The organism is Streptococcus sp. FSL E2-3494, from assembly GCF_038007085.1.
Taxonomy (GTDB): domain Bacteria; phylum Bacillota; class Bacilli; order Lactobacillales; family Streptococcaceae; genus Streptococcus; species Streptococcus thermophilus.
The window spans coordinates 104,071-117,847 of record NZ_JBBOWN010000002.1 but is presented as its reverse complement, the minus strand read 5'-3'; the positions used below and the strand labels follow the sequence as shown (position 1 = coordinate 117,847).

Sequence of the window (13,777 nt, the reverse complement as noted above, 5' to 3'; positions counted from 1 at the left end):
AAAATAGTTTTGCTATTTTCAAAAAAATAATGCAATTAGCGAGCACATGCTCGCTGTATATATGGAAAAGGGGTATACAATGTCTGTACTTGAAATCAAAAATCTTCATGTTTCTGTTGAAGATAAAGAAATCTTGAAGGGGCTTAATTTGACTCTTAAAACTGGTGAGATTGCTGCTATTATGGGTCCTAACGGAACTGGTAAATCTACTCTTTCGGCTGCTATCATGGGTAACCCAAATTATGAAATCACAGAAGGAGACATCCTTTTTGATGGTGAAAGCATCCTTGACTTAGAAGTTGATGAACGTGCACGCCTAGGTCTCTTTCTTGCTATGCAATACCCAGCTGAAATCCCAGGGATTACAAATGCTGAGTTTATCCGTGCGGCTATGAATGCTGGTAAAGAAGATGATGAAAAGATTTCTGTCCTTGATTTCATCACTAAATTGGATGAAAAGATGGAATTACTTGGTATGCGTGAAGAAATGGCTGAGCGTTACCTTAACGAAGGTTTCTCAGGTGGTGAGAAGAAACGTAACGAAATTCTTCAGTTGCTTATGTTGGAACCTAAGTTTGCTCTTCTTGATGAGATTGACTCAGGTCTTGATATTGATGCTCTTAAAGTGGTTTCAAAAGGGGTTAACGCTATGCGTGGCGAAGGCTTTGGTGCTATGATTATCACTCACTACCAACGTCTCTTGAACTACATCACTCCAGATGTTGTACACGTAATGATGGAAGGTCAAGTGGTTCTTTCAGGTGGTCCTGAATTGGCTGCCCGTCTTGAGCAAGAAGGTTATGCGAAAATCGCTGAAGAGCTCGGTTACGAGTACCACGAAGAAGCCTAAGTCTGTTACTCGAAATAACTAGAAAAGGAGTAACCTATGTCAAAAGAATCTATTATCGCTTTTTCACAAGCAAAAGCAGAGCCACTCTGGTTGCAAGACCTTCGTCAAGCAGCGTTTGATAAGCTTGACGGTTTGGCTCTTCCGAAAATTGAGCGTGTTAAATTCCACCGTTGGAATCTAGGCGATGGAACGATTGCTGAAAATGAATCATCAGCAAATGTGCCTGACTTTACAGCGCTTGGAAACAATCCTAAATTGGTTCAAGTAGGAACAAATACTGTCCTTGAACAATTGCCATCTGACTTGATTAATCAAGGTCTTGTCTTCACAGACCTTGCAACAGCTCTTGAAGAAATCCCAGAAGTCGTTGAATCCTTCTTTGGTAAGGCTGTAGCCTACGATGAGGACAAATTAGCAGCCTATAACTATGCCTATTTCAATAGTGCAGCAGTCCTTTATGTACCAGATAATGTTGAAATTGACTTGCCAGTTGAGAGCTATTTCTACCAAGATGGCGATTCATCTGTTCCATTTAACAAACATGTTTTGATTGTAGCGGGTAAAAACAGTAAATTGACTTATCTTGAGCGTTTTGAAACGCTAGGTGAATCTACTGAAAAAGCTAGTGCCAACATTTCTGTGGAAGTTATTGCACAAGACGGTGCTCAAGTTAAGTTTGCGGCTATTGACCGTTTAGGTGAAAATGTCACAACTTATATCAGCCGTCGTGGTCGTATTGGTCGTGATGCAAGCATTGACTGGGCTCTCGGAATCATGAACGAGGGTAATGTTATTGCTGACTTTGATAGCGACTTGATTGGCAATGGAAGTCATGCCAATCTTAAAGTTATTGGTCTGTCATCAGGTCGTCAAGTTCAGGGGATTGATACTCGTGTGACTAACTATGGTAACAACTCTGTGGGACATATCTTACAACATGGCGTTATCTTGGAGCGTGGTACCTTGACTTTCAATGGTATTGGTCACATTGTCAAGGGTGCTAAGGGTGCCGATGCACAACAAGAAAGCCGCGTTCTTATGCTTTCTGATAAGGCCCGTTCAGACGCTAACCCAATACTTTTGATTGATGAAAATGAAGTTACAGCAGGACACGCTGCTTCAATCGGTCAGGTGGATCCAGAGGATATGTACTACCTCATGAGTCGTGGACTTGATCAAGAGACTGCAGAACGCTTGGTTATTCGCGGTTTCTTGGGAGCAGTTATCACTGAAATCCCAGTTAAGGAAGTGCGTGATGAGATGATTTCTGTAACTGATACAAAACTAAACAAACGTTAAGGACTATCAACGCAGATAGTCTAACCGATTATATATCTAGATAGGGAGATAAGATGTCAGCTCTAGATGCCTATAAGATTCGACAAGATTTTGCCATCTTAGATCAGGTAGTCAATGATGAACCTTTGGTATACTTGGATAATGCAGCGACGACTCAGAAACCTCAAGTAGTTTTGGACACCCTCATGGCCTACTATCGTGAGGAGAATGCTAATGTGCACCGTGGCGTGCACACTTTGGCAGAGCGTGCCACAGCTGCTTACGAAGCTAGTCGTGAAAAAATTCGCCAGTTTATTAGTGCCAAATCAACTAAAGAGATTCTCTTTACACGTGGAACGACAACTGGTCTTAACTGGGTTGGTCGTTTTGCAGAGCAGGTTCTTGAGCCAGGAGATGAGGTGGTTATTTCAATTATGGAACACCACTCTAATATCATCCCTTGGCAGGAAGCTTGTAAGAAGGCGGGGGCTAAACTTGTTTATGCTTACTTGAAAGATGGTCAGTTGGATATGGAAGACTTGGCCAATAAGATTAGTGAAAAGACAAAATTTGTCAGTCTGGCTCAGGTTTCTAACGTTTTAGGTTGCATCAATCCTGTTAAAGAGATTGCACAAATGGCCCACCGAGTTGGCGCCTATATGGTAGTGGATGGTGCCCAATCTGCACCCCACATGGCTATTGATGTTCAGGATTTGGATTGTGATTTCTTTATCCTTTCTGGACATAAGATGTTAGGCCCAACAGGGATTGGGGTTCTCTATGGAAAAGAAGAGATTCTCAACCAGATGAATCCTATCGAATTTGGTGGTGAGATGATTGATTTCGTTTATGAACAAGAAGCCACTTGGAAGGAACTGCCTTGGAAATTTGAGGCTGGCACACCTAACATTGCGGGAGCTATTGCACTAGGTACTGCTGTGGACTACCTCTCTGCTTTAGGTATGGAAAATGTTCATGCTTATGAGCAAGAGTTGGTAGACTATGTCTTGCCTAAGCTTCAAGCGATTGAGGGATTGACGGTATATGGGCCAGAAGATTCTGGCAAACATGCGGGTGTTATCGCCTTTAATATTAATGGACTTCATCCTCATGATGTGGCGACTGCCCTTGACTATGAAGGGGTGGCGGTTCGTGCGGGTCACCACTGTGCTCAACCTTTAATTAATCATTTAGGTATTTCATCGGCTGCCCGTGCAAGTTTCTACATTTACAATACCAAAGAGGATTGTGACAAGCTTGTAGAGGCAATTCTTGCGACGAAGGAGTTTTTCAATGGCACTCTCTAGACTAGATAGTTTATATATGGCTGTTGTGGCGGATCACTCTAAGAGCCCTCATCATCACGGTGTTCTACCTAATGTGGAGCAACTTCAACTGAATAATCCGACATGTGGAGATGTTATCAATCTGTCAGTTAAGTTTGATGGTGATATGATTGAAGACATCGCCTTTGCTGGTGATGGTTGTACCATTTCAACAGCCTCATCAAGTATGATGACGGATGCGGTTATCGGTAAAACTAAGGCAGAGGCTTTAGAACTAGCAGAAATTTTCTCTCTTATGATTCAAGGAAATCATAAAGTGGATGAGGATAAGTTAGGTGAGGCCAAGCTTTTGGCGGGGGTTTCTAAATTTCCACAACGTATCAAATGTGCAACGCTCTCTTGGAATGCCCTTAAAATGGCTATAGAGAGAAGTGAGTTCTAGGAAGCAATGGAGTAATTATCTTCCTTGCTCAAGTCTTAAATAAAGCAAATTAATCAAACCTTTGATAAAGGAAAATACTATGACTGAAACAAATGAAAAAGTAGAACCAAAACCCATTGATCTTGGGGAATATAAATACGGTTTCCGTGATGATGTGACACCAGTCTTTTCAACAGGAAAAGGAATCAGTGAAGACGTGGTCCGTGCCATGTCTGCTGAAAAAGAGGAGCCTGAGTGGATGCTTGAATTCCGCTTGAAATCATTGGAAACCTTTAACAAAATGGCTATGCAAGAGTGGGGGCCAGACCTTTCTGGTATTAACTTTGATGATCTGACTTATTTCCAAAAGGCATCAGACAAACCTGCTCGTGACTGGGAAGATGTTCCTGAGAAAATCAAGGAAACTTTTGAACGTATTGGTATTCCAGAAGCAGAACGTGCCTATCTTGCTGGAGCCTCAGCTCAGTATGAGTCAGAAGTGGTTTACCACAATATGAAAGAAGAGTATGACAAGTTGGGTATTATCTTTACAGATACAGATTCAGCACTTAAAGAGCATCCAGAACTCTTTAAGAAGTACTTCTCAAAACTGGTTCCGCCAACAGATAACAAATTTGCGGCCCTTAACTCTGCCTTCTGGTCAGGTGGTACCTTTATTTATGTACCAAAAGGCGTTAAGGTAGATATTCCGCTTCAAACCTACTTCCGTATTAACAACGAAGCAACTGCTCAATTTGAACGTACTCTTATCATTGTTGATGAAGGTGCCAGCGTTCACTATGTTGAAGGATGTACAGCGCCTACATACACAACGGCAAGCCTTCATGCGGCCATCGTTGAAATCTTTGCACTTGATGGTGCCTACATGCGCTACTCAACTATTCAAAACTGGTCAGATAACGTCTACAACTTGGTAACTAAACGTGCTACGGCTAAGAAAAACGCAACTGTTGAGTGGATTGATGGTAACCTGGGTGCTGAAGTAACCATGAAGTATCCATCTGTTTACCTTGATGGTGAAGGTGCACGTGGTACCATGCTTTCAATTGCCTTTGCTAATGCTGGTCAACACCAAGATACAGGGGCTAAGATGATTCACAATGCACCGCATACATCATCATCTATTGTTTCTAAATCAATTGCTCGTAATGGTGGTAAGGTTGACTATCGTGGACAAGTAACCTTCAACAAGGATTCCAAGAAATCAGTATCTCACATCGAATGTGACACCATCTTGATGGATGACTTATCTAAATCAGATACTATCCCATTCAACGAAATCCACAATTCACAAGTTGCGCTTGAACACGAAGCTAAAGTTTCTAAGATTTCTGAAGAACAGCTCTACTACCTCATGAGCCGTGGACTTTCAGAACAAGAAGCAACTGAAATGATTGTCATGGGATTTGTGGAACCATTTACCAAAGAACTTCCAATGGAATATGCTGTTGAGCTTAACCGCTTGATTAGCTATGAAATGGAAGGATCAGTTGGGTAAGCAGTAAGTTTGTGTAAAAATACAGAGTAAACTGAGAAATTGGTTCAAAATACTATAAGGTTAAGATATACTTCTTAGCCTTTTTTGTTTGGATTGATTGTAAAACGTTTATGTGTAGTGGACAAGAGCTACAGATGCGTCATTTTTTGGATATTTCGAGTCTTTTTCGAGACAAAATAACTGAATTGTCGAATTATTAAGAATTATGTCTTTATTTTAGACTATTTTAAGGTATAAATATACACGAAAGTAAATTTTTGATTGGAGGAGGCCTCTTATAATTATGATTAAGAAACGTAACTTTAAGAGTATTGTAGCTGTTGGAGTAATTGCTTTGGCTTCTGCAACACTTCTTGCTGCTTGTGGCTCAAAATCAACCTCAAGTAAAGATGAAATAACTGGTACACCCCTACTGAAATATTGACCCTTGATATTTCTAAAAAATTCAGATCACTATTCAGCCTTGGCGCTTGGGAACTCAGAAAGTAACTTACTTTGTGTTGATAAAAATGGGAAGTTACAACCTGATTTGGCTAAAAAGTTGATGTGTCATCCGATGGTTTGACTTATACAGTGACTCTTAGAGATGGCTTGAAGTATTCAGATGGTACTAAGATTACTGCTGAGGACTTTGTCTATACTTGGGAACGTATGGTTGATCCTGCTACAGCTTCTGAGTATTCTTACCTCGCTTCAGATTCTCACCTTGTTAATGTTGCAGACATTATTGCTGGTAATAAGAGCGTTGATGAATTGGGTGTTAAGGCTGAGGGAAATAAAGTTATCTTTACCTTCTCAAATCCTTCTCCACAATTCAAAAGTCTTTTGTCATTCTCAAACTTTGTCCCACAACATAAGGAATTTGTAGAAAAGACTGGAAAACAATATGGAACGAAGTCTGACAAACAAATTTATTCTGGACCTTTCAAGGTTGAAAATTGGAATGGTACAAGTGGTAGCTTCAAACTTGTCAAAAATAACAATTATTGGGATGCAAAGCACGTCAAAACAAAGACAATCAATATTCAAACGGTTAAAAAACCTGATACAGCTGTCCAAATGTATAAACAAAGTCAACTTGACTTTGCAAGCATTTCAAGTACGTCAGCAATCTTTAACTCAAATATAAAGAACAAAGATGTTGTTACAGTTCCAGAAGCAACAACAAGTTATATGACTTATAATGAAACTGGTAAAGTTAAAGGTCTAGATAATCTTAAAATCCGTCAAGCTCTCAACCTTGCTACCGACCGTAAAGGTATTGTCGAAGCTGCAGTTGCTACAGGCTCAGTTCTAGATCGGTCCAATGGCTGCTAATATTCTAACCGGTTCAGCACTTATAGAGCAGATTTTCTCAATTCCTGGGATTGGCCAACAGTTTGTTACCTCTATTCCAACAAAAGATTATCCTGTCATTATGGGAACCACTATCGTTTATGCCGTTATGCTTATGGTAGCTATCCTATTGACAGATATCATTACTAGTTTTGTGGATCCACGTGTCCGTCTGAAGTAAGGAGAGTATCATGGAAGAAAAACAACTAGTCAACCTTGTTGGTGCTGGAAATACTGAATCACAAGAAAAATCGGATGGACGTCTATGGCGCGTCAAGTCCGTAATTTGACCCTATCCTACCGAGAACGTGAATTTGTTTTAGCCTCACGCGCTTTGGGTGAAAATAAATTCAAGATAGCTTTTAAACATGTTTTGCCAAATATTTCAGGTATCATTATTGTTCAAATTATGATGACCGTTCCAAGTGCTATTATGTACGAGGCGGTTCTATCAGCTATCAATTTGGGGGTTAAGCCACCAATAATTTCTTTAGGTTCGTTGATTACGGATGCTTCTGAGAATCTTCAATACTACTCTTATCAGGTGCTTATTTCTGCCTTGGCTCTTGTTTTTGTCTCTCTTGCCTTCATTCTTTTAGGGGAGGACGGCTTGCGTGATGCATTTGACCTTAAATCTAACAAAGAAAACTAACAGGAGCGTAATAATAATGAAAGAAACGATTTTAAGTGTAAAAAATCTCCATGTTAATTTTCATACTTACGCTGGAGATGTAAAAGCGATTCGTGATGTCAATTTTGACTTGAAAAAAGGTGAGACACTGGCAATTGTTGGTGAGTCTGGTTCAGGAAAATCTGTAACGACAAGGACGCTAATGGGTCTATCAGACAAAAAAACGCTAAGGTAACTGGAGACATTACCTTTAAAGGGCGCGATATGCAAGCCTTAAGGGAGGAAGATTGGGTTAAAGTTCGTGGAAATGATATTGCTATGATTTTTCAAGATCCTATGACCAGTCTTGACCCTACTATGAAAATTGGGCGCCAAATTGCTGAGCCTATTATGTTTCATACCAAATTATATCAGAAAGAAGCCTTAGATAATGGCTTTACAATTAATGAAAGATGTTGGGATACCTAATGACGAAGAACATATAAATGACTACCCTCACCAATGGTCAGGAGGAATGCTTCACAGAGCAGTAATTGCCATTGCTCTAGCTGCAGCTCCTGAAATTTTGATTGCTGACGAGCCTACTACAGCTTTAGATGTTACGATTCAAGCACAAATTCTTCGTCTGATGAAAAAAATCCAAGAAGAGCGTGATTCATCCATTATTTTTATTAATCATGACTTGGGTGTTGTCGCTGGGATGGCTGATCGTGTAGCAGTTATGTATGCGGTAAAATTGTGGAATATGGGATTGTGGATGAGGTTTTCTATAATCCGCAACACTCATACACATGGGGACTTCTTAACTTTATGCCTACAACAGAAACAGAATCTGGTAGCCTAGAAGCTATTCCAGGAACTCCTCCAGATTGGCTTTATCCTCCTAAAGGTGATGCCTTTGCTGCTCGAAATGTCTTTGCTTTAGATATTGATTATCAGGAAGAATCGCCAATGTTTAAAGTATCAGATACGCATTTTGCAGCAACATGGCTCTTAGATGAACGAGCTCCTAAAGTAACCCCTCCTTCGCCAATATTGAAACGATGGGAAAAATGGTCAAAGATGAAGGAGAAATAAGATGACACAAGAACGTAAAAAGTTAGTAGAACTAAAAAATGTGTCTCTAACTTTTAATAAAGGAAAATCAAACGAGGTTGAGGCTATTGATGACGTTAGCTTTGATATCTATGAGGGCGAAATTTTTGGACTAGTTGGAGAATCTGGATCAGGTAAAACAACCATTGGGCGATTTGTTTTAAAACTTTCTGATATTGATTCGGGTACTGTTACCTTTTCAGGTAATGAGATATCAAGTTTAAAAGGGAAAGATCTTCATGATTTCCGTAAGATAGATCAGATGATCTTTCAAGATCCTCAATCTAGTCTTAATGGACGCATGAAAATCCGTGATATTATTGCTGAAGGCATTGATATTCATAAATTGGCTAAATCTAAGGAAGAGCGTGAAGCTAAGGTTAAAGAACTCATTGATTTGGTAGGGTTAAATGAAGATCACCTATCAAGATATCCCCATGAGTTTTCTGGTGGTCAACGTCAAAGGATTGGTATTGCGCGTGCTTTAGCGGTTAATCATCATTTTATTGTAGCAGACGAACCGATTTCTGCTTTGGATGTTTCTATTCAAGCACAAGTGGTTAATTTGATGCAGAAGTTGCAACATGAACAGGGGTTAACTTATTTGTTTATTGCCCATGACCTATCGATTGTTAAATATATATCCGATCGTATTGGTGCAATGCATTGGGGTAAACTTCTTGAAGTGGGACCAGCAGATGAGATCTATCATAACCCGATTCATCCTTATACAAAGAGTCTATTATCTGCAATTCCAGAACCAGATCCAGAAAGAGAGCGTAAGCGTCAGCATTTGATTTACGATTCCTCTATTGAAAATGATGGGGAAAATAGACAAATGTATGAAATCCGACCAGGGCATTTTGTTTATACTACAGTAGCAGAGGCTAAAAATTATAAAGAAGAAGTCAAGTCTAATTAAACTGTAAAAAGGTGGTGATTCTCTAGTCACCTCCTTTTGATTAGTAAGCGTTTACAATTCAGAGACAAAACAGTATAATAAGGGTAATAGAGCAATAGTTAAAGGGGACTAATATGGGAGTATACAACAATAGTGACTGGCTACTCAATCAGATTCGAGGGACAGCTAATGTCGTCATCAAGGCTTTTAAATTTGAGACTCTGGATATTGATTGAGGTCAGGTGGGAGACGATCAAGGGCAGACTGTTGATGGAAATGATTACATTGATGATTTGTTAATTCAGGAAAAGTATGATCAGGCGACAGCCTTCATTCATAGTCAACTCAAACGCTTGACGACTATTGACTATAATCTCCTTGTCAGCATCTATATTGAGTATTTGGAGAATTTATCACCTGTAATAAGGTAGAAGCATCATTTTGACAATAGGCAATTAGCAAGTTTGAGGGAAAAACTGTCCGAATTTTCATGATAATTTGCTAGAGAGAGTGGGAGAGGAAATGCCAAGCGTTTACGACTTTTCCATCCTCTTTTTTGTGTTATAATGGAAACACTATGGATAAATTAATTAAAACAATTTCAGAATCAGGTTCTTTCCGTGCTTATGCTCTTGATAGTACTGAAACGGTCAGAACTGCACAAGAAAAACACAATACATTATCGTCATCAACAGTTGCTTTGGGGCGTACCCTTATTGCCAATCAAATCTTGGCTGCTAACCAAAAGGGTGATAGCAAAATTACAGTTAAGGTTATCGGAAACGGCTCTTTTGGTCATATCATCTCTGTAGCTGATACCAAAGGACATGTTAAGGGCTACATCCAAAATCCAGGTGTAGACATCAAGAAAACAGCAACTGGTGAAGTTTTAGTAGGTCCTTTCATGGGGCAAGGACAATTTGTCTCAATCATCGATTATGGAACTGGTAATCCTTACACGTCATCAACACCGCTTATTTCTGGTGAAATCGGTGAAGACTTTGCCTACTATTTGACAGAGTCTGAGCAAACACCATCTGCTGTTGGTCTTAATGTACTTCTTGACAAAGAGGATAAGGTCAAGGTTGCTGGTGGTTTCATGCTTCAGGTCTTACCAGGAGCTAGCGAGGAAGAAATCGCTCGTTACGAAAAACGCATCCAAGAGATGCCAGCCATTTCAACACTTTTGGAGTCTGATGACCATATTGAAGCGCTCTTGAATGCCATTTATGGGGATGAGCCTTTCAAACGCTTGTCTGAAGAGGAGCTTAGCTTTGAGTGCGATTGCTCACGTGAACGCTTTGAAAATGCCCTCTTGACGCTTGGTAAGGATGAACTTCAAGCTATGAAAGACGAGGACCATGGGGCTGAAATCGTCTGTCAATTCTGCCAAACTAAGTATGAATTTTCAGAAGCTGATTTGGAGGAACTCATCAATGACTAAACTTAATTCATCCTTTATGATTGGAAATGTAGAGATCCCTCACCGAACAGTCCTAGCTCCTATGGCAGGCGTGACCAACTCTGCCTTCCGTACTATTGCAAAAGAGTTTGGTGCTGGTCTTGTGGTGATGGAGATGATTTCTGAAAAAGGTCTCCTCTACAATAATGAGAAAACCCTCCACATGCTTCATATTGATGAGAATGAACATCCAATGTCTATCCAGCTTTTCGGTGGTGATGCTGAGGGCTTGAAGCGTGCAGCTGATTTTATTCAGACCAATACCAAGGCTGATATCGTTGATATCAATATGGGTTGTCCGGTCAATAAGGTAGTCAAAAATGAAGCCGGTGCCAAGTGGCTCAAGGATCCAGACAAGATTTACCACATTGTCAAGGAAGTAACGTCAGTGCTTGATATTCCCTTGACCGTTAAGATGCGTACGGGATGGTCAGACAGTGATTTGGCTGTGGAAAACGCTCTTGCAGCTGAGTCTGCAGGTGTTTCTGCTCTTGCCATGCACGGTCGTACCCGTGAACAAATGTATACTGGTCACTGTGACCACGAGACGCTGGCTCGTGTTGCTAAAGCTATTACTAAGATTCCATTTATCGGAAATGGAGATGTGCGTAACGTTCAAGACGCTAAACTCATGATTGAAGAACTTGGCGTAGATGCCGTTATGGTGGGTCGTGCAGCCATGAATAATCCATACATCTTCACGCAAATCAATCACTTCTTCGAAACGGGAGAGGAGTTGCCAGATCTTCCGTTTGATAAGAAGCTGGACATTGCTGAAGATCACCTCAAACGTTTGGTAGACCTTAAAGGTGAGATGATTGCTGTCCGTGAATTCCGTGGTCTTGCTCCACACTATCTTCGTGGAACAGCAGGAGCAGCTAAGGTTCGTGGCGAAGTCTCGCGTGCCGAGTCTGTTGCTCAGGTCAAAGAAATCTTTGCGACTTTACGATGAAATAGAAAGAGCCCTGTTAGTATGTACTCTAACAGGGCTCATATATAATAAATTGCTTGTAATCTGACGAATAAAGCGATGAGACAGCTGTCTAACTCTTCAATATTCGAGTTCAGAGAAAAGAATCGATTACATATCTATGATTATTATCCTAATAATGAGGAGAGAGATGTAACTCATGAGTATCAATTTATGTTTAATCTATTTCTTACCCATCAGGAGGTTTAAATGCAGCTTTTTTTACAACACAAGCCTTATAGGGTTTTGACCCTATCCATCTTGTTAGGTATCTTTGGGACCACCTTGTTTGACTTGGTTTCGGTTCTCTATGCGGCTACCTTCCCTAATCCAGAATTGGCGGTGGGGTTGGCGAGTTTGATTACCTCGCTTCCCTATGTTTTTGATTTTATTGTGGGTTATGTCTCTGATCGAGCGTCAAATAGCTTTAAGGCCATGAAATTGGTACGCTGGTTGCAGATGAGTTTATATGTCTTTTTTGGGGTGTTAACCTTGCTTAAACCTAGTTGGTGGGTCTTCGTCTTGGTCCTAGCCATCAACTTTATGAGTGATATTATTGGTAATTACACTGCCTATCTCAATCTTTCCCTCAATCGTCGGGTGGTAGATGAGGAGAATTTTTCCTTAGCCATCTCTTTTCGTAAGGGAATGTCTAATATCGTCACCTTAGCGGGAAAGAGCGTGGGTGTCATGCTCATTGCCCTGCTGGCTCATAACTATTTCTTGTTTGCCTTGATTAATGTTTTGGTTTTCTTGGCTTCTTATCTGGTCTTGCGACGAGGGCGAAAACTTTTTGACCATCTTGATGAACCAATACCTGAGTCCAAAGAACAACAAGCAGAATCCTTAAAAGCCCTGATTTGTCAGTTTGTCAGGGACACCATAACTAATTTCACCTTTCTCAAATCCCAGTCCTCTATTTTTAATTTGGTCATGATTTACTCTAGTATGAACCTGCTCTCGTCAGCCATGGCCACCCTGTTGATGATTTATCTCTTATCGGTCAAGGAGTTGCAGTTGGGGTCTTATGCTGTGACTATCACAGTCTTTGAGTCTATTGAATTGGTTGCTTTCTTTTTAGGATCACTTTTTCCGTTCGACTTTTACCGCAAGTGGTCCATTAGGTCCAACCTGCTTTTTGAGAATAGTCTAGCATTGTTGATGATTATCAGTATCTTTGTATGGCACAATCCCATTGTCCTCTTTACCTTGCTTTTTCTTTCTTCTTATGCGACAGCCATTTCCAATCCAAAATCAGATACCATCGTCATCTTCTCCATTGTCGAAGAGCGACAGAACGCTGTCTTTAGTATCTTTTCAACCATTGTCACAGCGACTGTACCCCTGGGTGCAGCTGTGATTTTGGCCTTAAACCAGTCCTTGGGTGCTACTTGGTCATGGACTCTCTTGGCTTTCTTGGCGGTATTTAATATAGGTTATACCTGTTTTTGGAAGGAAGAGACACGGGCAGTATCTTAAACCTATTATCATTTTTAAGTCTAGCTGCGGTTGGACTTTTTATTTTTCCTTGCAAAACCTCTGTGTTTTCGATATAATTAACTGGTTAAGTAAATGGAGAAAGTAATGATAGAACTAGAAGAACAAGTAAATCAATTGATTAATCAAATTTTGCTTAAGGCTGAAAATCAGTATGAGCTCCTCATTGGTCAGTGCCGAAGTAAGGTTAAGTTGACCAACACCCAGGAGCATATTCTCATGCTTTTGTCTGAGGGGCAAAAGACCAATTCTGAGTTGGCTAAGGCTCTCAATGTCAGCCAGGCTGCTGTTACCAAGGCAGTAAAAACCTTGGTCAAAGAGGGCATGTTGGAGGGTAAGAAAGACAAGGATGATGGGCGCGTGACCTATTTCGTCTTGACACAAGAAGCTCAACCTATTGCCCAAGAGCATAAGGAACACCACCAAGAGACCCTTGGGGTTTATCGGTCTGTATTGGATCAGTTTGATCATCAAGAGCGTCAGGTTATTGGCCGTTTCTTGATAAAATTAGCAGAAAAAATAGAGGAATAAG

General features: G+C 40.5%; 11 protein-coding genes and 4 pseudogenes. All 15 read left to right on the top strand.

Features of this window, described 5'->3' with window-relative positions; genetic code table 11:
• Nucleotides 1–79: 79 nt before the first annotated feature.
• The 15 genes and pseudogenes from sufC (at nucleotide 80) to NST05_RS08870 (ending at nucleotide 13,776) form a co-directional block, all read left to right on the top strand.
• Nucleotides 80–850, top strand: a complete 771-nt coding sequence (gene sufC / locus NST05_RS08940) for a Fe-S cluster assembly ATPase SufC (protein ID WP_002947634.1) — start codon at nucleotides 80–82, stop codon at nucleotides 848–850.
• A gap of 36 nt (nucleotides 851–886) precedes the next feature.
• A complete protein-coding gene (sufD, locus tag NST05_RS08935) occupies nucleotides 887–2,149 on the top strand; it encodes a Fe-S cluster assembly protein SufD (RefSeq protein WP_011680669.1) in 1,263 nt (420 codons plus the stop codon).
• A gap of 53 nt (nucleotides 2,150–2,202) precedes the next feature.
• Nucleotides 2,203–3,435: a cysteine desulfurase gene (locus tag NST05_RS08930; RefSeq protein ID WP_011225367.1), complete on the top strand. Its 1,233-nt coding sequence runs from the start codon at nucleotides 2,203–2,205 to the stop codon at nucleotides 3,433–3,435.
• On the top strand, nucleotides 3,422–3,856 hold the full coding sequence (gene sufU / locus NST05_RS08925; protein ID WP_014607895.1) for a Fe-S cluster assembly sulfur transfer protein SufU: 435 nt from the start codon (nucleotides 3,422–3,424) through the stop codon (nucleotides 3,854–3,856). The genes NST05_RS08930 and sufU overlap by 14 nt, the downstream gene beginning before the upstream one ends.
• A gap of 79 nt (nucleotides 3,857–3,935) precedes the next feature.
• On the top strand, nucleotides 3,936–5,354 hold the full coding sequence (sufB, locus tag NST05_RS08920; protein ID WP_002947647.1) for a Fe-S cluster assembly protein SufB: 1,419 nt from the start codon (nucleotides 3,936–3,938) through the stop codon (nucleotides 5,352–5,354).
• Between the two features lie 283 nt (nucleotides 5,355–5,637).
• A pseudogene (locus NST05_RS08915) lies at nucleotides 5,638–6,644 on the top strand (peptide ABC transporter substrate-binding protein); the annotation flags it as partial.
• Between the two features lie 7 nt (nucleotides 6,645–6,651).
• A pseudogene (locus NST05_RS08910) lies at nucleotides 6,652–6,870 on the top strand (ABC transporter permease subunit); the annotation flags it as partial.
• A gap of 69 nt (nucleotides 6,871–6,939) precedes the next feature.
• Nucleotides 6,940–7,341 (top strand): annotated as a pseudogene (locus NST05_RS08905) (ABC transporter permease); the annotation flags it as partial.
• Nucleotides 7,342–7,354: 13 nt separating this feature from the next.
• Nucleotides 7,355–8,397, top strand: a pseudogene (locus NST05_RS08900) (ABC transporter ATP-binding protein).
• A gap of 1 nt (nucleotide 8,398) precedes the next feature.
• Nucleotides 8,399–9,337: an ABC transporter ATP-binding protein gene (locus NST05_RS08895; protein ID WP_011680672.1), complete on the top strand. Its 939-nt coding sequence runs from the start codon at nucleotides 8,399–8,401 to the stop codon at nucleotides 9,335–9,337.
• 221 nt (nucleotides 9,338–9,558) lie between these two features.
• A complete protein-coding gene (locus NST05_RS08890) occupies nucleotides 9,559–9,747 on the top strand; it encodes a hypothetical protein (RefSeq protein ID WP_011225379.1) in 189 nt (62 codons plus the stop codon).
• 146 nt (nucleotides 9,748–9,893) lie between these two features.
• On the top strand, nucleotides 9,894–10,760 hold the full coding sequence (hslO, locus tag NST05_RS08885) for an Hsp33 family molecular chaperone HslO (protein WP_002949275.1): 867 nt from the start codon (nucleotides 9,894–9,896) through the stop codon (nucleotides 10,758–10,760).
• The gene (gene dusB / locus NST05_RS08880; protein WP_011680674.1) at nucleotides 10,753–11,730 is read left to right on the top strand and encodes a tRNA dihydrouridine synthase DusB; all 978 of its coding nucleotides are present in this window, start codon (nucleotides 10,753–10,755) and stop codon (nucleotides 11,728–11,730) included. Before hslO ends, dusB begins: the two co-directional genes overlap by 8 nt.
• Before the next feature lie 228 nt (nucleotides 11,731–11,958).
• Nucleotides 11,959–13,227 carry a peptidase gene (locus tag NST05_RS08875; RefSeq protein ID WP_011225384.1) on the top strand — a complete coding sequence of 423 codons (1,269 nt, stop codon included), beginning with the start codon at nucleotides 11,959–11,961 and terminating at the stop codon, nucleotides 13,225–13,227.
• A 105-nt stretch (nucleotides 13,228–13,332) separates the two neighbouring features.
• Complete coding sequence (locus tag NST05_RS08870; RefSeq protein ID WP_014607905.1) at nucleotides 13,333–13,776, top strand: zinc-dependent MarR family transcriptional regulator; 444 nt, start codon at nucleotides 13,333–13,335, stop codon at nucleotides 13,774–13,776.
• Nucleotide 13,777: the final 1 nt, after the last annotated feature.

Excerpts from the sequence above, each read along its gene's own strand:
- sufC (WP_002947634.1), top strand. The coding sequence starts at position 80 with ATGTCTGTACTTGAAATCAAAAATCTTCATGTTTCTGTTGAAGATAAA.
- sufD (WP_011680669.1), top strand. The coding sequence starts at position 887 with ATGTCAAAAGAATCTATTATCGCTTTTTCACAAGCAAAAGCAGAGCCA.
- NST05_RS08930 (WP_011225367.1), top strand. The coding sequence starts at position 2,203 with ATGTCAGCTCTAGATGCCTATAAGATTCGACAAGATTTTGCCATCTTA.
- sufU (WP_014607895.1), top strand. The coding sequence starts at position 3,422 with ATGGCACTCTCTAGACTAGATAGTTTATATATGGCTGTTGTGGCGGAT.
- sufB (WP_002947647.1), top strand. The coding sequence starts at position 3,936 with ATGACTGAAACAAATGAAAAAGTAGAACCAAAACCCATTGATCTTGGG.
- NST05_RS08895 (WP_011680672.1), top strand. The coding sequence starts at position 8,399 with ATGACACAAGAACGTAAAAAGTTAGTAGAACTAAAAAATGTGTCTCTA.
- hslO (WP_002949275.1), top strand. The coding sequence starts at position 9,894 with ATGGATAAATTAATTAAAACAATTTCAGAATCAGGTTCTTTCCGTGCT.
- dusB (WP_011680674.1), top strand. The coding sequence starts at position 10,753 with ATGACTAAACTTAATTCATCCTTTATGATTGGAAATGTAGAGATCCCT.
- NST05_RS08875 (WP_011225384.1), top strand. The coding sequence starts at position 11,959 with ATGCAGCTTTTTTTACAACACAAGCCTTATAGGGTTTTGACCCTATCC.
- NST05_RS08870 (WP_014607905.1), top strand. The coding sequence starts at position 13,333 with ATGATAGAACTAGAAGAACAAGTAAATCAATTGATTAATCAAATTTTG.